This is a genomic window from Kocuria sp. SM24M-10 (assembly GCF_001027955.1).
Classification (GTDB): domain Bacteria; phylum Actinomycetota; class Actinomycetes; order Actinomycetales; family Micrococcaceae; genus Kocuria; species Kocuria oceani.
In genome coordinates, this window is record NZ_LDNX01000084.1 from 1 (window position 1) to 21,017 (window position 21,017).

Consider the following 21,017-nt stretch of genomic DNA (forward strand, 5'->3'; position numbering starts at 1 on the left):
GGCACCGCTCGCAGGCCAGGTGGGGGGCGTAGCCGGCGCGGGCCACCTGCACCAGGACCGGGCCCCGCTCCAGCCCCTCCCGGGCCGCCCGGTAGGCCGTCTCGGGCAGCCGGGCGCGGGAGGCCAGCGGGTCCCGGGCGGCGTGGAAGGAGTCGGCGGTCGAGACGATCCGCGGCATGTGCACCCGCAGCACCTCCCGCGCCGGGGCCAGCCGCCGGGCCCAGCCGGAGACCACGAGCCGCTGGGCCTCGGGGCTGACCGCGTGCCCGGCGAACAGCGCCCCGCACCCGCTGCGCCCGGCCCGCAGCAACAGCACGTCGCGCACGTGCTGGTAGGGCGCGCGCTGCTCCACGAGGTTCTCGTCGCCGTCGTCGAAGCAGGCCACGAGCCCGAGGTCGTCCACGGGCGCGTAGGCGGCCGAGCGGGTGCCCAGGACCACCCGGACCTGGCCGGTGGCCGCGGCGAGGAACGCCCGGTAGCGCGGGGTGGGCCCGTCCTCGGCGTGCAGGCGCACCAGGTGCTCGGCGCCGATCTCGTCCACCACCGAGCGCTCCAGCCGGGCCAGCGCCTTCTGGTCGGCCACGACCGCCACCGCCCCGCGCCCGGCCCGCCAGGCGGCACCGATTGCGGCGGCCAGCACGTCCGTCCAGTCGTGGGCGGGATGGGCGGGCAGCACCTCGACCACGGCGCGCGGGGCACCGCCGGCGCCGAGCTCGGCCAGGAACTCCGGCCCGCCGGCGTAGTCCGCCAGGGCGGCGTCGTGGGAGGGTCCGGGCACGTGCGGGGACAGGCCGGTCGAGTGCCCCGGCGCCTCGGCCAGGCGCTGCTCGACCTCCTTCTCCACCCGGGCGACCCGCGGCGGGACCGCCAGCCGCACGACGTCGGCGGTGGTGCCGGCCGCGCGCGCGGCGATGTCCTCGGCGAGCAGGGCGATCTCCGGGGTCAGCACGGGCAGCGGGGACAGCACCCGGCGCAGCGGCTGGATCCGGGCCATCACCTCCGAGTCGGCGGCCCGCTCGAGCACGTAGCCGGTCAGCTCCTGGCCCGCGAAGCCGACCTTGACCCGGGCACCGGGCACCGCCGTGTCCGCCAGCTCGGCGGGCACGGCGTAGTCGAAGGCCCGGTCCAGGTGCGGGACGTGGGTGTCCAGCAGCACCCGGGCCACGGGATCGGGCTCGGCCAGCAGCGCCGCGCCCACGCCCTTGGTGTCCGGCCGCGGCGGGCGCGGCGGGAAGCCCGAGAGGAGCGACAGCTGCCGCGGGGCCTCCGCGGCGGCCTCAGCGGCCTCCCGGGTCATGCTCAGAGCCCGGCGGCCGACCGCAGGTCCGCGACGCGGTCGGTGCGCTCCCAGGTGAACTCGGGCTCGGTGCGGCCGAAGTGCCCGTGCGCGGCGGTGCGCGCGTAGATCGGGCGCTTGAGGTCCAGGTCCTCGATGATCGCCAGCGGGCGCAGGTCGAAGACCTCGTGCACGGCCCGTTCGATCCGCAGCGGGTCCACGTGCGCGGTGCCGAAGGTCTCCACGTAGAGCCCGACCGGGGCGGCGCGCCCGATCGCGTAGGCCACCTGCACCTCCACGCGGTCGGCGAGACCGGCGGCCACGACGTTCTTGGCGACCCAGCGCATCGCGTAGGCCGCGGAGCGGTCGACCTTGGAGGGGTCCTTGCCCGAGAAGGCCCCACCGCCGTGGCGGGCCATCCCCCCGTAGGTGTCCACGATGATCTTGCGCCCGGTCAGCCCGGCGTCGCCCACCGGCCCGCCGCGCACGAAGTTGCCGGCCGGGTTGATGATCAGCTGGGTCGCGGACAGGTCCAGGCCGGTCTCCTCGAGCACGGGGCCGATCACGCACTGGCGCAGGTCCGAGGCCAGCTGGTCGAGGTCGTAGCCCTCCACGTGCTGGGCGGAGACCACCACGGTGTCCACGGCGACCGGGCGGTGGCCGTCGTAGCCGAGGGTGACCTGGGTCTTGCCGTCCGGGCGCAGCCCGGGCAGCACCGCGGTCTTGCGGACCCGGGTGAGCTGCTCGGAGAGGCGGTGGGCGATGAAGATCGGCGCCGGCATCAGCACCTCGGTCTCGTCCGAGGCGTAGCCGAACATGATGCCCTGGTCCCCGGCGCCCTGGGCGTCCCGGGCGTCGCGGGCGGTGCCCTCACGGACCTCGAGGGACTGGAACACGCCCTCGTAGATCTCCGGGGACTGCTCGCCCACGCTGATCGACACCCCGCAGAACTCCCCGTCGAAGCCGTGCACCGAGGAGTTGTAGCCGATGTCCAGCAGCGTCTTGCGCACCACGTTGGGGATCTCGACGTAGCCCCGGGTCTTCACCTCCCCGGCCACGTGGACCAGCCCGGTGGTCACCATCGTCTCGACCGCCACGGAGGACTCGGGGTCCTGGCGCAGCAGGTCGTCGAGGATCGAGTCGCTGATCTGGTCGCAGATCTTGTCGGGGTGGCCCTCCGTGACGGACTCGGAGGTGAACAGTCTCAGGTGCTGGGTCGTCTCGCTCACGGGAGACCATACTACCGTCCGCCCCGGACGGCGGAACGCGCCCGCCCTGCCGCACCGGGCGCGGCAGGGCGGGCCGGGATCAGCCGCGGACGCCGGCCAGGTCCTGCGCGATCCGCTGCACGAGAGCGCGGGCGACCTCGTCCTTGGGGCCCTCGAGCACCTGCTCCGGGCCGCCGGCGGCGCTGAGCACCGTGAGGGAGGTGGTGTCCTGACCGAAGACCAGGCTCTCGCCCACGTGGTTGACGGCCAGCAGGTCGCAGCCCTTGCGCGCGAGCTTCCGGCGCCCGAACGTCAGCGGGTCGGTCTCGGCGTCGCCGGTCTCGGCGGCGAAGCCCACGAGCAGCTGGCGGCGCCGGGCGGTGTTGCGCAGGTCCACGAGCTCGCGCAGGACGTCGGGGTTGCGCACCAGCTGGAGCACCGGGTCGGTGCCGTCCTCGGCCTTCTTCAGCTTCGCGTCGGCCACCCGGGCCGGGCGGTAGTCGGCCACCGCGGCGGCCATCACCACCACGTCGGCCCGCGCGGCCGCCCGCACGCACGCCCGGCGCAGCTGCTCGGCGGTGCCGGCGTGGACGACCTCCACCCCGGCCGGGACCGGGGTCTCGAGGTGGGCGGCCACCAGGGTGACCTCCGCCCCGGCGTCGCGGGCGGCGGCGGCGATCGCCACGCCCTGCTTGCCGGAGGAGCGGTTGCCGAGGAAGCGGACCGGGTCCAGCGGCTCGCGGGTGCCGCCGGCGCTGACCAGGACCCGGGCGCCCGCCAGCGGCCCGTCGGGCGTCGGCCCGCCCCGGACCAGGCGCAGGGCGGCGGCGTGGATGTCCTCCGGCTCGGGCAGCCGGCCGGGCCCGGAGTCGGGGCCGGTCAGGCGGCCCACGGCGGGCTCCAGGACGGTGTGCCCGTGGCCGCGCAGGGTGGTCACGTTGGCCTGGACGGCGGGGTTCAGCCACATCTCGGTGTGCATCGCCGGGGCGAAGAGCACCGGGGCGCGGGTGGCCAGCAGCGTGGTGGTGAGCAGGTCGTCGGCCAGTCCGTGCGCCGCGCGCGCGAGCAGGTCGGCGGTCGCGGGGGCGACGACGACGAGGTCGGCGCTCTGCCCCTGGTGGACGTGGTTGACCTCGTCCACCCGCTCGAAGACCCCCGTGCTGACGCGCTGGCCGGACAGGGCCTCCCAGGTGGGGGCGCCCACGAAGCGCAGCGCGGACTCGGTGGGCACGGGCACGACCGTGTGGCCGTCCTCGGTGAACAGCCGCAGCAGCAGCGCGGCCTTGTAGGCGGCGATGCCCCCGCCGATGCCGAGGACGACCTTCACGCCGTGCCGCCCCGCCGGACGGGCCGGAGGCGGCTCACAGGTCCCGGAGGTCCCCGGGCTCCCGCCCCGGCTCCTCCGGGGCGGCGTCGGCGGCGTCACCGGCCCCGTTGACCGGGTTGTCCTCGCCGCTGCCGGGCAGGTCGCCCAGCGGCTCGAGCGGGGTGCTGGACTCGCCCGCGGAGAAGTCCACGGTCGCCTCGTCGGAGAACGCCGCGCCGGCGGAGAAGTCGTCCTCCGTGCCCTGGGCGAAGAAGTCGGCGCCGAAGACGTCGGCGGCGAGGTCCGCCTCCGTGGTGAGCTGGCCGTTCTCGGCGAACCCGGCGTGCTCCACCGGGCGGCCCTCGATGAGGCCCGCGTCGATCTCCCGGAAGGAGATGGACAGCGGCTTCTCGTTGAGCTGCGTGTCGACGAGCGGACCGACGTACTCGAACAGCCCCTCGTGCAGCTGCGAGTAGTAGGCATTGATCTGCCGGGCACGCCGGGCGCCGAAGATCACGAGCCCGTACTTGGAGTCGGACTTCTTCAGCAGGGCGTCGATCGGCGGGTTGATGATGCCTTCGGTGTGGGTAGACAAGCTCTTGCTCCAAACGCGGTGGACGGGTATCAGGATGCCTGCTCGGGGTCGGCCCCCATGAGCTGCACGAGTTCGGCGGCGGCCCGCTCGACGCTGTCGTTGACGACGGTGTGGTCGAACTCCGGCTCTGCCGCGAGCTCCAGTTTAGCGGTTTCGAGCCGGACCCGCTGTTCCTCGGGCGTCTCGGTGCCCCGGCCGACCAGCCGGGCGACCATCTCGTCCCAGCTGGGCGGGGCCAGGAAGACGAAATTGGCCTCCGGCATCGTGCCGCGGATCTGCCGCGCCCCCTGCAGGTCGATCTCCAGCAGCACGCAGCGCCCGCCCGCCAGCGCCTGCTCCACGGTGGAGCGCAGCGTGCCGTAGCGGTGGGAGTTGTGCACCACCGCCCACTCGAGCAGCTGCCCGTCCCGGGCCAGGGCGTCGAACTGCTCGTCGGACACGAAGAAGTAGTGCACCCCGTCGACCTCCCCCGGGCGCGGGGCGCGGGTGGTCGCCGACACGGACAGCCACACCTGCGGATAGTGGTCCCGGACGTAGGTCGAGACGGTGCCCTTGCCGACGGCCGTGGGTCCGGCGAGCACGGTCAGGGACGGGCGCGCGGGGCGGGGCGCGTCGGGAGTCACGGGAAACCTCCTGGATACGGGGTGGGGAACACCCCAATCTACCGGATCGCGCCCGCTCCCCCCGGCGCCCGCTCCCCCGGCGCCCGGCGGGCGGGCTCAGCGGTCGAGGTACTCGATGAGCGCCTTGCGCTGGTGCACGCCGAGCCCGCGCAGCCGCCGCGTGCGGGCGATGCCGATCTCCTCCATGATGGCGGCCGAGCGGACCTTCCCGATCCCCGGGGTGGCCTCGAGCAGGTCGGAGACCTTCAGCCGGCTCACGGCCTCCTCCTGGTCGGCCCGTTCGAGGATCTGGGCCACCGTCATCCGGCGCTCGCGCAGGCCCTTCTTCACGTCGGCGCGCGCCGTCCGTGCCTGGGTGGCCTTCTCCCGCGCGGCGGCTCGCTCGTCGTCGGTCAGCGGACGCAGTGCCATGTGGTTCCTCCTCGTCGCCACGGACTGCAGCCTCCGTCCCGCAGCAGGACGGCCAGCCCGTTTGCTAAAGAAACTACATGATTAACAATCCATCGCAAGGCGACACGACCGTGGCGTGACCAGGGGTGTCGTCCCCGGCCGCCCCCGCCGGAGGACCGTCAGCGCACCGCCGGCAGAACGCCGGGACCGGCGGGGGCACCGCCGCCGCTCAGCCCAGGGCCGCCGCCAGCTCCGCCGCGGAGCGCTCGACGGCCTCCCGCAGGGCGGGCACGGCCGGGCCGCGGCGCAGGATCGCCCGGCTCGAGGTGGCCAGCACCTGCCCGGCGGCGGCACCGAACACGGCCGGGAGGTCCTCGGCGCGGGCGCCCTGGGCCCCGTAGCCGGGGGCCAGCAGCGGCCCGCGGACCCCGGCCAGGTCGATGCCCAGCGCCGCCAGGGCGTCGCCGACCGTGGCGCCCACCACCAGCCCGCACGGGCCCAGGCCGGTGCGGCCCGCCGCGGCGGCGCCGGCGGGGGCGGGGCCCTCAGCGCCGCCGAGCACCCGGGCGTTCTCCGCCGCGGCCGCCGAGCACACGGCCCGGGCCACCGAATCGGCGCCTCCGACGTGCTGCACCGAGCGGCCCTCGGGGTTGGAGGTGAGCGCGAGCACGAACGTGCCGCGGCCCGTGCGCGCGGCCAGGTCCAGGGCCGGGCGCAGCGACTCGAAGCCGAGGTAGGGGCTCAGGGTCACGGCGTCCGCGGCGAGAGGGGACCCCTCCGCCAGCCACGCGGCGGCGTAGGCCTCCATCGTGGAGCCGATGTCGCCGCGCTTGGCGTCGGCCACCGTGAGCAGGTCCGCGGCGCGGGCCCCGGCGAGCAGCTCCTCGAGCACGGCGATGCCCGCGGCCCCGTAGGACTCGTACAGGGCCACCTGCGGCTTCACGGCCGCGGCCCACCCGGCGGCGGCCTCGAGCACCGTCAGGGAGAAGCGGCGCAGCCCCTCCGCGGTGCGGGGCAGCCCCCACGCGTCGAGCAGCCCCGGGTGCGGGTCGATGCCCACGCACAGCGGACCGTGGGCGTCCATCGCCCGGGCCAGCCGCGTCCCGAAGGGGGCGCGGCCGGGCCCCGGGAGCGGTGCGCCGGGGCGCTCAGGCACCGACGACCTCGGGCTGGGCCGGGGCGGTGAGGGCGTGCAGCCGCTGCTCGTGCTCCTGCAGGCTGGTGACGTCCCACGTGTAGGACCGCAGCGCGGTGACCGCCTGCAGGGCAGCCCCGAGCACGGAGACGGTCGTCATCAGCGGCACGCCCACGCTCGTGGCCGCCGCCCGGATCTCGTAGCCGTCGCCGCGGGCGGCGCCGCCGGCGGGGGTGTTGAAGATCAGGTCGATCTCCCCGTCGCCGATGAGGTCCACGATGGTCCGCTCCCCGGGGGCCGTCTCGCTGATCTTGCGGACCACGGTGGACTCGATGCCGTTGCGCCGCAGCACCTGCGCCGTGCCGCTGGTGGCCAGGATCTCGAAGCCGAGGTCGCGGAACATCCGCACGTAGGCGATCGAGGAGCGCTTGTCCTTGTTCGCCACGGAGACGAACATCCGCCCCGACGTCGGCAGGGACACGTTCGCCGCGGCCTGGGCCTTGGCGAAGGCCGTGTCGAAGTACTTGTCCAGTCCCATGACCTCGCCGGTGGAGCGCATCTCCGGGCCGAGCAGGGAGTCCACCACGGCGCCCTCGGCGGTGCGGAACCGGGCGAAGGGCAGCACGGCCTCCTTCACGGCCACCGGCGCGGAGGCCGGCAGGGTGGACCCGTCCAGACGCTCCGGCAGGTGCCCCTGGGCGCGCAGCTCGGCGATGGTCGTGCCGGTGCCGATCAGGGCGGCTGCCTTGGCCAGCTGCACGCCCGTGGCCTTCGAGACGAACGGGACCGTGCGCGAGGCGCGCGGGTTGGCCTCGATGACGTAGAGGACGTCGGAGGCCACGGCGAACTGGATGTTGATCAGCCCGCGCACGCCCACGCCCCGGGCGATGGCCAGGGTGGCCTCGCGCACCCGCGCGACGACGTCCGGGCCCAGCGTGATCGAGGGCAGGGTGCACGCGGAGTCCCCGGAGTGGATCCCGGCCTCCTCGATGTGCTCCATGACGCCGCCCACGTAGAGCTCCTCGCCGTCGTAGAGGGCGTCCACGTCGATCTCGATCGCGTCCTCGAGGAACTTGTCGATCAGCGCCGGCCGGGAGGAGGAGACCTCCGTGGCGTTCTGCAGGTACCGGGCCAGGGCCGGCTCGTCGTAGACGATCTCCATGCCGCGCCCGCCGAGCACGTAGGAGGGGCGCACGAGCACCGGGTAGCCGATCTCGTCGGCGATCCGCTTGGCGTCCTCGAAGGTCGAGGCGGTGCCGTTCTTGGGCTGGCGCAGCCCGGCCTCCCCGAGCACCCGGGCGAACTCGCCGCGGTCCTCGGCCAGGTCGATGGCCTCCGGGGTGGTGCCCAGGACCGGCACGCCCGCGGCCTTGAGCCGGGCGGCCAGCTTCAGCGGGGTCTGCCCGCCCAGCTGCACGAACACCCCGAGCAGTCCGCCGGTGCGCCGCTCGGTCTCCACGACCTCCATGACGTCCTCGAAGGTCAGCGGCTCGAAGTACAGCCGGGTGGAGACGTCGTAGTCGGTGGAGACGGTCTCCGGGTTGCAGTTGACCATCACCGTCTCGTGGCCGGCGGCGCGCAGGGCCATCGAGGCGTGCACGCAGGAGTAGTCGAACTCGATGCCCTGCCCGATCCGGTTCGGGCCCGAGCCCAGGATCATGATCGAGGGCTGCGCGTGCCGGCCGACCTCCGACTCCTCGTCGTAGGAGGAGTAGTGGTACGGGGTGAAGGCCTCGAACTCCGCCGCGCAGGTGTCCACGGTCTTGAACACCGGGCGGATGCCCAGGGCGTGGCGCACCCCGCGGACCACGGCCTCGTCCAGGTGGGCCAGCTCGCCGATCTGCTCGTCGGAGAAGCCGTGCCGCTTGGCCAGGCGCAGGGTGCGCTCGCTCAGGTCGCCGTCCTCGACCACCGCGGCGGCGACCTCGTTGAGCAGCACCAGCTGGTCGAGGAACCACGGGTCGATGCCCGTGGCCTCGTAGAGCCGCTCCACGGACGCCCCGGCGAGCAGGGCCTGCTGGACCTGCCGGATCCGCTCCGTGGTCGGGGTGCGGGCGGCCTCGACCAGGCGATCGAGCCCGGCGTCGTCGAGCTCGGGGGGCACGAAGGAGAAGGAGGAGCCCTTCTGCTCCAGGGAGCGCATGGCCTTCTGCAGGGCCTCGGTGAAGTTGCGCCCGATCGCCATGGCCTCCCCCACCGACTTCATGGTGGTCGTCAGCGTGGGGTCCGCCGCGGGGAACTTCTCGAAGGCGAAGCGCGGGACCTTCACGACGACGTAGTCCAGGGTCGGCTCGAAGGACGCCGGGGTCTTGCGGGTGATGTCGTTGGGGATCTCGTCCAGGGTGTAGCCCAGCGACAGCTTCGTGGCGATCTTGGCGATCGGGAAGCCGGTGGCCTTGGAGGCCAGGGCGGAGGAGCGGGAGACCCGCGGGTTCATCTCGATGACCACCACGCGGCCGGTGTCCGGCTCGATCGCGAACTGGATGTTGCACCCGCCGGTGTCCACCCCGACCTCGCGGATCACGGCGATCGCGATGTCGCGCAGGTTCTGGTACTCGCGGTCGGTCAGCGTCATGGCCGGGGCCACGGTGATGGAGTCGCCGGTGTGCACGCCCACCGGGTCGAAGTTCTCGATGGAGCACACGACCACGACGTTGTCGTGCTTGTCGCGCATCATCTCCAGCTCGTACTCCTTCCAGCCGAGGATGGACTCCTCCAGGAGCACCTCGGAGGTCGGGCTGTACTGGATGCCGGCGCCGGCGATGCGGTGCAGGTCCTCCTCGTCGTAGGCCATGCCCGAGCCGAGCCCACCCATGGTGAAGGACGGGCGCACGACCATGGGGTAGCCGAGCTCGTCGGCCGCGGCGAGGGCCTCGGCCATGGAGTGCACGATGACCGAGCGGGCGGACTCGGCGCCGCAGCGCTCCACGACGCCCTTGAACTTCTCGCGGTCCTCGCCGAGGTTGATCGCCTCGACGTTGGCGCCGATCAGCTCGACCCCGTACTTCTCGAGCACGCCGTTGGCGTCGAGGGCGATCGCGGTGTTCAGCGCGGTCTGCCCGCCGAGGGTGGGCAGCAGCGCGTCCGGGCGCTCCTTGGTGATGATCTTCTCGACCACCTCCGGGGTGATGGGCTCCACGTAGGTCGCGTCGGCGAACTCGGGGTCGGTCATGATGGTCGCCGGGTTGGAGTTGACGAGGATGACCCGCAGCCCCTCCTCCCGGAGCACCCGCAGCGCCTGCGTGCCCGAGTAGTCGAACTCCGCGGCCTGGCCGATGACGATCGGCCCCGAGCCGATGACCAGAACGCTGGTGAGATCTGTCCTGCGCGGCATGTCAGTGCTGCCCTTCCGTGCTGGCGTCCCGGTCCGGGCGCGCGCCCTGCGCGCCGCCGGGGACGGCGTTGTCGATGGTCGGGTCGGCGCGGCCGTCCCGGTGGCTGTCCATGAGCTCGATGAACCGGCCGAAGAGGTAGGAGGCGTCGTGCGGGCCGGCGGCGGCCTCGGGGTGGTACTGCACCGAGAACGCCGGCAGGTCGCGGCAGTTGAGGCCCTCGACCACGTCGTCGTTGAGGCACACGTGGCTGACCTCCACGTCCCCGAACTCCTCCAGCGGCGCGGTGACCGGGCCGTCGAGCGGGGCGTCCACGGCGAAGCCGTGGTTGTGCGCGGTGATCTCCACGCGCCCGGTCCGGCGGTCGAGCACCGGCTGGTTGATCCCGCGGTGGCCGAAGACGAGCTTGTAGGTGCCGAAGCCCAGGGCCCGGCCCAGCAGCTGGTTGCCGAAGCAGATGCCGAAGAACGGGATCCCGGCGCGCAGCACCTGGCGCAGGGTCTCCACCTGCCGCTCGGCGGTGGCCGGGTCGCCGGGGCCGTTGGAGAAGAACACCCCGCGCGGGCCCAGGGCCCGGATCTGCTCGAAGGTCGTGTCCGCCGGCACCACGTGCACGCGCACGCCGCGCTCGGCGAACCGGTGCGGGGTCATGGACTTGATGCCGAGGTCCACGGCCACGAGCTCGTGCCGGACCTCTCCCCGCCAGCCGTGCTCGGCGGGCTCCACCACGTAGGACTCGGCCACCGAGACGGTCTCGGCGAGCCGGCGGCCCTCCATCCGCTCGGCCGCGGCCACCGCGGCCACGAGCTCCGGCTCGGGCCGGAGGGCGGCGTCCCCGGAGAAGATCCCGCCGCGCATCGCGCCGCGGTCGCGCAGGTGGCGGGTGATCGCCCGGGTGTCGACGTCCTGGATGCCCACGACGCCCTGGTCGCGCAGCTGCTCGTCGAGGGAGCCCTCGGAGCGCCAGTTGGACGGGCGGCGGGCGGCGTCGCGCACCACGTAGCCGGACACCCAGATCCGGCGGGACTCGGCGTCGGCGGCGTTGACGCCGGTGTTGCCGATGTGCGGGGCGGTCTGCACGACCAGCTGGCCGGCGTAGGAGGGGTCGGTGATGGTCTCCTGGTAGCCGGTCATGCCGGTGGAGAAGACCGCCTCGCCGAGGGCGGTGCCGAGGGCGCCGTAGGCGCGGCCGCGGAAGACGCGGCCGTCCTCCAGCACCAGCACGGCGGGTTCGGTGGTGATCGAGCTCAAGGTCGTCCTCACGTTCGTGTCTGCGGGTCGGGAAGTGTCGGGCGGCTGCGGGCAGCCGCGGGGCGGTCAGGAGCGCGCTGCGGGGGCGATCGCCTCCACCTCGGCGAGCAGGCGCCGCTTGTCCTCGGCGCGCTGGGTCCGGAAGCCGGTGTCCACCACGGTGCCGCCCAGGGACCAGGTCAGCACGGCCAGTCCGTCCTTCTCGACGAACTTCCCGACCATGCCGGAGGAGGTGCCCACGGCCACGACGTCGGCCGCCGGGACGAACAGCGGGGCCGCGCCCTGCCGCTCGAAGAGCACCCCCTCGTCCAGCACGAGCGCCCGCGCCCGGGCGCGCACGCCCAGCCCGTGGGCGGCGATGCGCTCGAGCGGGGCGCCGGTCTCGGTGGTGGCCACGTACATGCCCGGCACGGCCAGCCGGGGCTCGCGCTCCTCGGCGCCGGCCGGCGGGGCCGGCGGCGCCGCGATCCCGGCCTGGCGCCGCACGCGCCCGGCCCAGCCCCGGCGGATCAGGGCGAAGAGCAGGGCGAGCAGGAGCAGCGTGCCGAGCACGGTGGTGAGCTGGTCCATGGGGCGGGGGCCTCCGGGCGGTGGAAGGGGTGGACGGGGCGGGGGTGCGGCGGATCAGGCGCGCGGTGAGGGGCTGTTCAGCGCGCCGTCCAGGACCGTGGGGTGGCCGCGGAAGAAGGTGGCGCGCACCGCGCCGGGCAGCTCCATCCCGCGGTACGGGCTGTTGCGGCCCTTCGAGGCGTGCCGGGCCGGGTCGACCACGGTGGTCGCCGCCGGGTCCCACAGCACGATGTTCGCCGGCTCGCCCTCCGCGAGGGGCCTGCCCTGACCGGCCAGGCGCCCGATCCGGGCCGGGGTCTCGGAGGCGATCCGGGCGACGTCGCGCCAGGTCAGCAGGCCGGTGTCCACGAGGGTGTGCTGCACCACGGACAGGGCGGTCTCCAGCCCGGTCATGCCGTTGGCCGCGCACGACCACTCGCACTCCTTGTCCTCGGCCGGGTGCGGGGCGTGGTCGGTGCCGATGACGTCGATGGTGCCGTCGGCCACGGCCGCCCGCAGCGCGTGCACGTCCTCGTCGGTGCGCAGCGGCGGGTTGACCTTGAAGACGGGGTCGAAGCTGCGGACCCGCTCGTCGGTGAGCAGCAGGTGGTGGGGGGTGGCCTCGGCGGTGACGTCGATGCCGCGCTGCTTGGCCCAGCGCACGATGTCCACCGAGCCCCGGGTGGAGAGGTGGCAGATGTGCACCCGGGAGCCCACGTGCTCGGCGAGCAGCACGTCGCGGGCGATGATCGCCTCCTCGGCCACCGCCGGCCAGCCGGTCAGCCCCAGCTCGGCGGAGACGGCGCCCTCGTTCATCTGGGCGCCCTCCGTGAGCCGCGGCTCCTGGGCGTGCTGGGCGACGACGCCGTCGAAGCCCTTGACGTACTCCAGGGCCCGGCGCATCAGCACCGGGTCGTGCACGCACATGCCGTCGTCGGAGAAGACCCGCACCGCGGCGCGGGAGTCGGCCATCGCCTTGATCTCCGACAGCCGTTCGCCCTGCAGGCCCACGGTCACCGCCCCGACCGGGCGGACGTCCACCCAGCCGGCGGCACGGCCCAGCTCGTGGACCTGCTCGACGACCCCGGCGGTGTCGGCCACGGGGTCGGAGTTGGCCATGGCGAACACCGCGGTGTAGCCCCCCAGCGCGGCGGCCCGGGTGCCCGTCTGCACCGTCTCGGCGTCCTCGCGGCCGGGCTCGCGCAGGTGGGTGTGGATGTCCACGAGCCCGGGCAGGGCCACCAGCCCGGTCCCGTCGACGATCTGCGCGCCCTCCGGGGCGGCCTGGCCGGGCGCCACGCGCCGGATCAGGCCGTCCTCCACGAGGAGGTCGGCCGGCTGCTCGCCGTACGGCCGGGCGCCCTGGATGAGGTACGAGGTCATGGGATGAGAACTCCTGGGGATGCGGGGGTGGAGGGGGCGCCGAGGTCGTCGCCGGCCAGCAGCAGGTAGAGCACCGACATCCGGACGGAGACGCCGTTGCGGACCTGGTCCAGGACCGTGGAGCGCGGGGAGTCGGCCGCGGCGGAGGAGATCTCCAGGCCCCGGTTCATCGGCCCCGGGTGCATGATCGCCGTGGGCGCCCCGGCGGTGTCCAGGGCCGCGACGCGCTCGGGGGTCAGGCCCCACTCGCGGGCGTACTCCTGAGCGGTGGGGAAGAAGGCGGCGTGCATCCGCTCGCGCTGCACGCGCAGCATCATCACCGCGTCCGGGGCCGGGTCCAGCGCCTGGTCCAGGGAGTACACGACCTCGCACGGCCAGTCGGCGATGCCCACCGGCAGCAGCGTGGGCGGGGCCACGAAGGTGACGCGGGCACCGAGGGTCGTGAACAGCCAGAGGTCGGAGCGGGCGACGCGGGAGTGCAGGACGTCGCCGACGATCACCACGTGCATGCCCTCGAGGTCGAGCCCGCGGGTGCTCTCCCGGCCCTCGGTGCGGGCCCGGTGCTGGCGCAGCGTCATGGCGTCGAGCAGGGCCTGGGTGGGGTGCTCGTGCGTCCCGTCGCCGGCGTTGACCACCGCGGCGTCGATCCAGCCGGACTCGGCCAGCTGCTGGGGGGAGCCCGAGGCCGAGTGCCGGATGACCACCGCGTCGGCGCTCATCGCCGCCAGCGTCTGGGCGGTGTCCTTCAGCGACTCGCCCTTGGAGACGGAGGAGCCCTTGGCGGAGAAGTTGATGACGTCCGCGGAGAGCCGCTTGGCGGCCGTCTCGAAGGAGATCCGGGTGCGGGTCGAGTCCTCGAAGAAGAGGTTGACCACGGTGCGCCCGCGCAGGGCCGGCAGCTTCTTCACTGACCGGTGGCCCACCTCGGCCATCTGGTCGGCGGTGTCGAGGACGGTCAGGGCGGCGGCGTGGGAGAGGTCCCGGGTGGACAGCAGGTGCCTCATGCGCGGACCGCCGGCACGGGGGTCTCGATGACCACGCAGTCGGCGTGCTCGGCCGGCCGCGGGTCGGGGTCGGTCTCGGCCAGGCGGACCCGGACCTTCTCCTGGGAGGAGGTGGGCAGGTTCTTGCCCACGTGGTCGGCACGGATGGGCAGCTCCCGGTGGCCGCGGTCCACCAGCACGGCGAGGCGGACCACGCGGGGCCGGCCGACGTCGACGAGGGCGTCGAGGGCGGCGCGCACGGTGCGCCCGGAGTAGAGCACGTCGTCGACGAGCACCACGGTGCGCCCGTCGATGCCCTGCACCGGGATGCGGGTGGGCTGCGGGGCGCGGGCGGGGTTCTTGCGCAGGTCGTCGCGGAACATCGTCACGTCGAGCTGGCCGAGGCTCGCGGCGGCGTCGAAGCCGGGGTCGGTCGCGGCGATCTTGGCGGCGATCCGCTGGGCCAGCGGATAGCCGCGGCGCGGGATGCCGAGCAGGACGAGGTCCGAGCTGCCCTTGTTGGCCTCGAGGATCTCGTGGGCGATGCGCGTGAGCGCGCGGTCGATGTCGGCTGCCGAGAGGATGACGCGCGCGGGTGCGGGTCCCTTCGAGGGACCGTCCGCGGAGGTGTCGTCGATCATGGGTGCCGCCTCCTTCCCCGCCTCACAGGACGGACTTAAAGGTTGCTTGCTCGCCCCAAACTAGCACAGCGCACCGGGGCCCGCGGGCCGCCCGCCCCTGCTGACCGCACCGGACGTGGGCAGTCTCACAGGCGGCGCCGCGCTCCCGGAGCTCCGTCCCGAGGCTCCGGGCCCGGTGCTACCGGTGGTCGGCCCGTTCCCACCAGAGCGCGGTGGCGGCGGCCGAGCCGAGGGCCACGAGCACCACGCCCAGGATCCCGGCCCAGCCGACGCCGGACCGGCCGGGCCCGGCCGCCCCGGAGAGCAGGGCCGGCACCGCCCACGGGAACCACCCGCCGTGGCCCACGGCCGCGAGCACCTGGGCCAGCAGGACGGTCAGGAACAGCACGCCGACGGCGGGCAGGTAGCCGCGTCCCACGCTGGCGGCCAGACCGTAGCCGGCCGCCAGCCCGGCGGTCAGCAGGCCGGCGCCCAGCACCGTCCCGGCCCCGCGGACGGCCGTCGCCGCGGACCAACCGGGCAGCCCGAGCAGCGCGCCCAGCCCGAGCACGAGGCCGACGAGGAGCAGCGTGAGCAGCGCGCACCACACGAGGCCCAGCAGCAGCTTGGCCAGCACCACGGCCGTGCGGGAGGTGGGCACGGCCAGCAGGTCGGTGACGGTCCGGTCGGAGAACTCCCGGCCGAAGAGCCAGATGGCCGCGGTGCCGAAGATCAGCAGCCCGCCCACGGCGAGCGTCTGGGCGGCCAGGGAGAAGTACCCGGGCCAGTCGGCGGTGCCGCCCGACAGCTGGGCCTTGGCCCCGAGCAGCCCCAGGGTCCGGGCCCGGTCCGGGTCCTGGAGCACGAACATGAAGAAGGCGCCGACCAGCCCGGCCAGGACCGTGGCGCCCGCGGTGGCCCAGGGCACCCGGGAGCGGCGCAGCTTGAGGGCCTCCGCGTGCACGGCGGCGGCCAGGTCACCGCGCACGGGGTGCCTCCCCGGCTCCGGGCGCCCCGGGGGGCGCCTGCACCAGGCGCAGGAAGTGGCTCTCGAGGTCCTCCCGGACCTCCGCGAGCCCGGTGAGGGCCACCCCGGCGTGCACGAGCGCGGCCGCCACGTCCTCCGGCCGGCGCGTCGCCCGGTCCCCGGCGAGCACGACGACCCCGGCCCGGCGGCGGGCGGGGAAGCCCGCCGCGGTCAGCACCTCCACGGCCCGGTCGTCGTCGCGCGTGGTGAGCTCCAGGTGGCGGTGCACCCGCTCGGGCAGGGAGCCGGTGGGGAACTCCTCCACCAGCCGGCCCCGGTGCAGCACCCCGACCCGGGTGGCCAGGCGGGCGACCTCGCCCAGCAGGTGGCTGGAGAGCAGGACCGTGGTGCCGTGCCCGCGGGCCAGGTCCGTCAGGAGGGTGCGGACCTCCACCACTCCGGCCGGGTCCAGGCCGTTGACCGGCTCGTCGAGCACCAGCACGGACGGCCGGTGCAGCACCGCCCGGGCCAGGGCCAGCCGCTGCCGGTTGCCCTGGGAGAGGTCGCGGGCGCGGCGGTCGGCGTGCTCGCCGAGGCCGAAGAGCTCCACCGCGTCCCCGACCGCGTGCGGGTCGCGCACCCGGTGCAGGCGCCGGGCGACCTCCAGGTTCTCCCGCACGGTCAGCTCCGGGTAGGCGGTGGCCGCCTCCACCAGGTAGCCCACCTCCGCCCGGGCGGAGCGCTCGCGGGGACCGCGGCCCAGGACGGTGACCGAACCGGTACCGGGGCGGACCATGCCCAGGACCATCCGCATCAGCGTGGTCTTCCCGGCGCCGTTGAGCCCCAGCAGCGCGTAGATCTCCCCCGCCCGCACCTCGAGGTCGACCCCCTGCACGGCCGGCACGGGACCGTAGTGCTTCGACAGGCCCCGCAGCCGGAGCGCCGGAGCCGTCATGGCAGCCTCCCGTGCTCGTCCTGCCAGGATCCTAGCGCGCCCGGGGCGAGCCGGTGAGGGCCCGCGACGACCGGCACCCCGCCCGGCCCGGGGCCCGGGCGGGACGGGGTGCCGACCGGCGGCGGGGCCGGGGACTCAGCCGAGCAGGGTCGGCTTCATCTTCTGCAGCCGGCCGAGCAGGCCGTTGACGAAGCGCGGGGAGTCGTCCCCGCCGAGGTCCTTGGCCAGGCTCACGGACTCGGCCACGGCGACGCCGTCGGGGACGTCGTCGTTGAACAGCAGCTCCCAGGCCCCCACGCGCAGGACGTTGCGGTCCACGGCGGGCATCCGCTCCAGCGTCCAGCCCTGGGAGTAGGTCTCGAGGTACTCGTCGAGCTCGCCGCGGCGCATGGTCACCCCGAGCACCAGCTCCTCGGCGTACGGGGAGACGAGTGCGTCGCTGTGCAGCCGGCGCCGCTCCATGACCTCACGGGCGTCCTCGCCGCGCTGCTCGGCCTCGAAGAGGATCTCCACGGCGCGGCGGCGCGCCTTGCCCCGGGCGCTCACTCGTTGACGCGGCCCAGGTAGTCACCCGTGCGGGTGTCGACCTTGACCTTCGTGCCCTGCTCGAGGAACAGGGGCACCTGGATCTGGTAGCCGGTCTCCACGGTGGCGGGCTTGGTGCCGCCGGTGGAGCGGTCGCCCTGCAGGCCCGGCTCGGTGTAGGTGATCTCCAGCACCACGGACGCGGGCAGCTCGATGTACAGCGGGGCGCCCTCGTGCATGGCGATCGTCGCGTTGAGGTTCTCGAGCATGAAGTTGGCGGCGTCGCCGACGACCTCACCGGGGACGGTGATCTGGTCGTAGGTCTTGTTGTCCATGAAGACGTAGTCGGCGCCGTCCTGGTACAGGTACTGGTACTCGCTGCGGTCCACGGTGGCGGTCTCGATCTTGGCGCCGGCGTTGAAGGTCTTGTCGACCACCTTGCCCGAGGTGATGTTGCGCATCTTCGTGCGCACGAACGCCCCGCCCTTGCCCGGCTTGACGTGCTGGAACTCGATGACGTTCCACAGGTTGCCCTCGAGCTTGAGCACGGTGCCGTTCTTGATGTCGTTGGTGGTAGCCACAGGTTCTCTCTCTGGTCGGTCCGCGTCGGTCGGTGCGCGTCGGTCGGTGCGCGTCGGTCTGTCTGCGCCGTTGGGTCGGCGCCGGTCGGTCTTCGTGGTGCTGTCCGCCCGGGCCGTCCGCGCGGGTGGGTCCGCGCCGCTCCGCCGGCGCGGGCGGCAGGTTGGTGGGCCCGGGGGCGTCGCCCCGGACCGCCGACCAGTCTAGCCGGGCGCGCCCTCGGCGATCTCCTGGTAGGTCGCGAAGAGGATCGCCTGGTCCGGGACCTCGAGGATCCGCGGCCGGGCCACGGCGTCCAGCACCACGAACCGGAGCAGGCTGCCCCGGGTCTTCTTGTCCCGCTTCATGACCTCCAGCAGCCGCGGCCACTGGTCCCACCGGTAGGTGGTGGGCAGGCCCAGGGCGGCCAGGACGCTGCGGTGGCGCTCGACGACGTCGTCGGCGAGGGTGCCGGCGGTCCGGGCGAGCTCGGCGGCGAAGACCATGCCGACAGCCACGGCGGCGCCGTGGCGCCACTGGTAGCGCTCGTTGTGCTCGATGGCGTGGCCGAGGGTGTGCCCGTAGTTGAGCATCTCGCGTCGTCCGGCCTCGCGCAGGTCCCCGGAGACGACCTCCGCCTTGACCCGGATCGCGCGCTCCACGAGCTCGCGGACCACCGCGGACTGCCCGTCGCGCACCGCCTCCGGGTTCGCCTCGATCAGCTCCAGGATCCGCTCGTCGGCGATGAAGCCGCACTTGACCACCTCGGCCATGCCGGTGAGCAGCTCGTTCTCCGGCAGCGTCCGGAGCGTGTCGAGGTCGCACAGCACGGCCGCGGGCGGGTGGAAGGCCCCCACGAGGTTCTTGCCCTCGGCGGTGTTGATGCCGGTCTTGCCCCCGACGGCGGCGTCGACCATGCCCAGCAGGGTCGTGGGCACGTGCACCACGCGCACGCCGCGCAGCCAGGTGGCGGCCACGAAGCCGGCGAGGTCGGAGACCGCTCCCCCGCCCACGGAGACGATCGCGTCGGAGCGGGTGAAGTCGTTCTGCCCCAGGACCTGCCAGCAGAAGGACGCCACCTGGATGTGCTTGCCCTCCTCGGCGTCGGGGATCTCGGCGGTGAAGGCCTGGTAGCCCTGGGCGCGCAGCTCCTCCATCACCACGTCGCCGGTGCTGCGCAGCGCCCGCGGGTGGATGACCAGCACCCGCTGGACGCGGTCCCCCAGCACCCGGGGGACCTGTCCGAGCAGGCCGTGGCCCACGAGGACGTCGTAGTCGTCGGCCGGGCCGGTGCCGGTGACGGGAATGGTGGTGACGGTGCCGGGAGCGGGCTCGCTCATGCCTGGGCCTCCTGGTCGGTCGCGGGTCGGTCGGTCGCGGGCCGGTCGCCCGCGGGGGCGCCCCGGTCGGTGCGCTGGGCGCGCAGCCGGACGAGGGCCTCCTCGAGGTCGGCGCCGATCTCGGCGACGGGGCGGTTGCGGGTCCCGTCGAGCCGGATGTCGGCCAGCTCCTCGTAGCAGGCCCGCCGGGACTCGTAGAGCTCCTGCCAGCGCCGCTCCGGGTCGGGCCGGAGCATGGGCCGGGTGCGGTTGCCGCTGATCCGGGGCAGCACGGTCTCGGCGTCGACCTCGAGGTAGGCGACGAGCTCGTGGCGCAGCATCTCCCGCACCGACGGGGTCATGGGGGCGCCGCCGCCCACGGAGAAGATCGCGTTGGCGTGGTCGGGGTCGCGCAGCACCTCGGCCACGGTGTCCGCCTCGAGGTCGCGGAAGTACTTCTCGCCGTGCTCGCTGAAGATCGTCGAGATCACCCCGTGGCGGGAGACGATCAGCTGGTCCGCGTCCACGAAGTCGTAGCCGTAGAACTTGGACATGTGCAGGGCCAGGAAGGACTTGCCGGCGGCCATCGGCCCGATCAGGACCACGGGCCGCTGGGGCACGGGGGCGGCGTCGACCGGGGCGGGGAACTGCGCGTTCACGCGCGGCCTCCCTCGGCGCCCGCAGCAGGCTCGGCGGGGGTCTCGGCGGGGGTCTCCGCCGGGGCCACCAGGGGGTCGCCCATGTGGTCCCCGGCGGTCGCGGCCACGTCGTCGTCGAGGACGCCGAGCTCCCCCGCGGAGGCGAGGGACGCCGGGATCGCCGCGAGGTAGGCGTCCTGGTTGCGGACCAGCTCGGCGACGGAGTCCCCCCCGAACTTCTCCGTCACGGCGTCGGCGAGGACGAGGGCGACCATCGCCTCGGCCACGACGCCGGCGGCGGGCACGGCACAGACGTCGGAGCGCTGGTGGTGGGCGCGGGCCGCCTCGCCGGTGGCGACGTCGACGGTGCGCAGGGCCTTGGGGACGGTGGCGATGGGCTTCATGGCCGCCCGCACCCGCAGCACGTCGCCGATCGACATGCCGCCCTCGATCCCGCCCGCCCGATTGCTCACCCGGCGCACGAGGCCGTCGTCGCCGCGGGCGATCTCGTCGTGGGCCGCGGAGCCGGGCCGCGCGGCGGTCAGGAAGCCGTCCCCGACCTCCACGCCCTTGATGGCCTGGATGCCCATGAGCGCCCCGGCCAGGCGCGAGTCCAGCCGGCGGTCCCAGTGCACGTAGGAGCCCAGTCCCGGCGGCAGGCCGTAGGCGAGGACCTCCACGACCCCGCCGAGGGTCTCGCCCTGCTTGTGCGCGGCGTCCACGGCGGCCACCATCGCCTCCGCGGTGGCGGAGTCGTGGCAGCGCAGCGGATCGGCGTCCAGGGCGGGCACGTCCGCGGGCAGCGGGCGGGGGGCGTTTACCGGGGCGCTCACCGCACCGACCGCGGTCGTGTGGGAGACGAGGCGCACCCCGAGGGCCTCGAGCAGCTTCGCGGCCACCGCACCGAGGGCCACCCGGGTGGCGGTCTCGCGGGCGCTGGCCCGCTCCAGGACGGGGCGGGCCTCGTCGAAGCCGTACTTTTGCATCCCAGTGAGGTCGGCGTGACCGGGACGGGGCCGGGTCAGGGGGGCGTTGCGGGCCCGCCCGTCCAGCACCTCCGGGTCCACCGGGTCGGCCGACATGACGTCGCGCCACTTGGGCCACTCGGTGTTGGCGATCTCGATCGCCACCGGCCCGCCCTGGGTCACGCCGTGGCGCACCCCGGCCAGCAGGCGCACCTCGTCCTGCTCGAACTTCATCCGGGCCCCGCGCCCGTAGCCGAGCCGGCGCCGGGCCAGGGCGTCGCGGATGTCCTGGCTGGTCAGGGGCACCCCCGCCGGCACACCCTCGATGATCCCGACGAGCGCCTCGCCGTGGGACTCGCCGGCCGTGAGCCAACGCAACATAGCAACTCTTTTCCGTTCGTGGTCTCGGCGGCGGACGGCGCCCGGGGGCGCGCCCTGC

Annotated in this window: 19 protein-coding genes and 1 pseudogene; all 20 read right to left on the minus strand. The window is 74.3% G+C overall.

Annotation, left to right across the window (positions count from 1 at the left end; translation table 11 throughout):
• A pseudogene (locus ABL57_RS09855) lies at positions 1 to 1,297 on the minus strand (primosomal protein N'); the annotation flags it as partial.
• A 2-nt stretch (positions 1,298 to 1,299) separates the two neighbouring features.
• Complete coding sequence (metK, locus tag ABL57_RS09860) at positions 1,300 to 2,505, minus strand: methionine adenosyltransferase (RefSeq protein WP_047803298.1); 1,206 nt, start codon at positions 2,503 to 2,505, stop codon at positions 1,300 to 1,302.
• A gap of 79 nt (positions 2,506 to 2,584) precedes the next feature.
• Entirely contained in the window at positions 2,585 to 3,811 is a 1,227-nt protein-coding gene (coaBC, locus tag ABL57_RS09865) for a bifunctional phosphopantothenoylcysteine decarboxylase/phosphopantothenate--cysteine ligase CoaBC (RefSeq protein WP_047803299.1), read from the minus strand.
• A 34-nt stretch (positions 3,812 to 3,845) separates the two neighbouring features.
• A complete protein-coding gene (gene rpoZ / locus ABL57_RS21215; protein ID WP_082157353.1) occupies positions 3,846 to 4,385 on the minus strand; it encodes a DNA-directed RNA polymerase subunit omega in 540 nt (179 codons plus the stop codon).
• Between the two features lie 29 nt (positions 4,386 to 4,414).
• On the minus strand, positions 4,415 to 5,008 hold the full coding sequence (gene gmk / locus ABL57_RS09875; RefSeq protein ID WP_047803300.1) for a guanylate kinase: 594 nt from the start codon (positions 5,006 to 5,008) through the stop codon (positions 4,415 to 4,417).
• 96 nt (positions 5,009 to 5,104) lie between these two features.
• Positions 5,105 to 5,419, minus strand: coding sequence for an integration host factor, actinobacterial type (gene mihF, locus ABL57_RS09880; RefSeq protein ID WP_047803301.1), 315 nt, complete (start codon positions 5,417 to 5,419; stop codon positions 5,105 to 5,107).
• A gap of 208 nt (positions 5,420 to 5,627) precedes the next feature.
• Entirely contained in the window at positions 5,628 to 6,554 is a 927-nt protein-coding gene (gene pyrF, locus ABL57_RS09885; RefSeq protein ID WP_047803302.1) for an orotidine-5'-phosphate decarboxylase, read from the minus strand.
• Positions 6,547 to 9,867 (minus strand): carbamoyl-phosphate synthase large subunit, encoded by a 3,321-nt coding sequence (gene carB / locus ABL57_RS09890; RefSeq protein ID WP_047803303.1) that lies wholly within the window; start codon positions 9,865 to 9,867, stop codon positions 6,547 to 6,549. The genes pyrF and carB overlap by 8 nt, the downstream gene beginning before the upstream one ends.
• Before the next feature lies 1 nt (position 9,868).
• Positions 9,869 to 11,116 (minus strand): glutamine-hydrolyzing carbamoyl-phosphate synthase small subunit, encoded by a 1,248-nt coding sequence (gene carA / locus ABL57_RS09895; protein WP_047803304.1) that lies wholly within the window; start codon positions 11,114 to 11,116, stop codon positions 9,869 to 9,871.
• 66 nt (positions 11,117 to 11,182) lie between these two features.
• Positions 11,183 to 11,686, minus strand: a complete 504-nt coding sequence (locus ABL57_RS09900) for a hypothetical protein (RefSeq protein WP_047803305.1) — start codon at positions 11,684 to 11,686, stop codon at positions 11,183 to 11,185.
• A gap of 54 nt (positions 11,687 to 11,740) precedes the next feature.
• On the minus strand, positions 11,741 to 13,048 hold the full coding sequence (locus ABL57_RS09905) for a dihydroorotase (protein WP_047803306.1): 1,308 nt from the start codon (positions 13,046 to 13,048) through the stop codon (positions 11,741 to 11,743).
• Positions 13,045 to 14,052 (minus strand): aspartate carbamoyltransferase catalytic subunit, encoded by a 1,008-nt coding sequence (locus ABL57_RS09910; protein ID WP_047803307.1) that lies wholly within the window; start codon positions 14,050 to 14,052, stop codon positions 13,045 to 13,047. The genes ABL57_RS09905 and ABL57_RS09910 overlap by 4 nt, the downstream gene beginning before the upstream one ends.
• On the minus strand, positions 14,049 to 14,672 hold the full coding sequence (gene pyrR / locus ABL57_RS09915) for a bifunctional pyr operon transcriptional regulator/uracil phosphoribosyltransferase PyrR (protein WP_047803308.1): 624 nt from the start codon (positions 14,670 to 14,672) through the stop codon (positions 14,049 to 14,051). Before pyrR ends, ABL57_RS09910 begins: the two co-directional genes overlap by 4 nt.
• Before the next feature lie 178 nt (positions 14,673 to 14,850).
• Entirely contained in the window at positions 14,851 to 15,639 is a 789-nt protein-coding gene (locus ABL57_RS09920; RefSeq protein ID WP_203225592.1) for an ABC transporter permease, read from the minus strand.
• Complete coding sequence (locus tag ABL57_RS09925; RefSeq protein WP_047803309.1) at positions 15,629 to 16,573, minus strand: ABC transporter ATP-binding protein; 945 nt, start codon at positions 16,571 to 16,573, stop codon at positions 15,629 to 15,631. The genes ABL57_RS09920 and ABL57_RS09925 overlap by 11 nt, the downstream gene beginning before the upstream one ends.
• Positions 16,574 to 16,708: 135 nt before the next feature.
• Positions 16,709 to 17,119 (minus strand): transcription antitermination factor NusB, encoded by a 411-nt coding sequence (gene nusB, locus ABL57_RS09930; protein ID WP_047803310.1) that lies wholly within the window; start codon positions 17,117 to 17,119, stop codon positions 16,709 to 16,711.
• Complete coding sequence (gene efp / locus ABL57_RS09935; RefSeq protein ID WP_047803311.1) at positions 17,116 to 17,679, minus strand: elongation factor P; 564 nt, start codon at positions 17,677 to 17,679, stop codon at positions 17,116 to 17,118. Before efp ends, nusB begins: the two co-directional genes overlap by 4 nt.
• Positions 17,680 to 17,880: 201 nt before the next feature.
• Complete coding sequence (aroB, locus tag ABL57_RS09940; RefSeq protein ID WP_047803312.1) at positions 17,881 to 18,996, minus strand: 3-dehydroquinate synthase; 1,116 nt, start codon at positions 18,994 to 18,996, stop codon at positions 17,881 to 17,883.
• Positions 18,993 to 19,634, minus strand: coding sequence for a shikimate kinase (locus tag ABL57_RS09945; protein WP_082157354.1), 642 nt, complete (start codon positions 19,632 to 19,634; stop codon positions 18,993 to 18,995). Before ABL57_RS09945 ends, aroB begins: the two co-directional genes overlap by 4 nt.
• A complete protein-coding gene (aroC, locus tag ABL57_RS09950; RefSeq protein ID WP_047803313.1) occupies positions 19,631 to 20,959 on the minus strand; it encodes a chorismate synthase in 1,329 nt (442 codons plus the stop codon). The genes ABL57_RS09945 and aroC overlap by 4 nt, the downstream gene beginning before the upstream one ends.
• Positions 20,960 to 21,017: the final 58 nt, after the last annotated feature.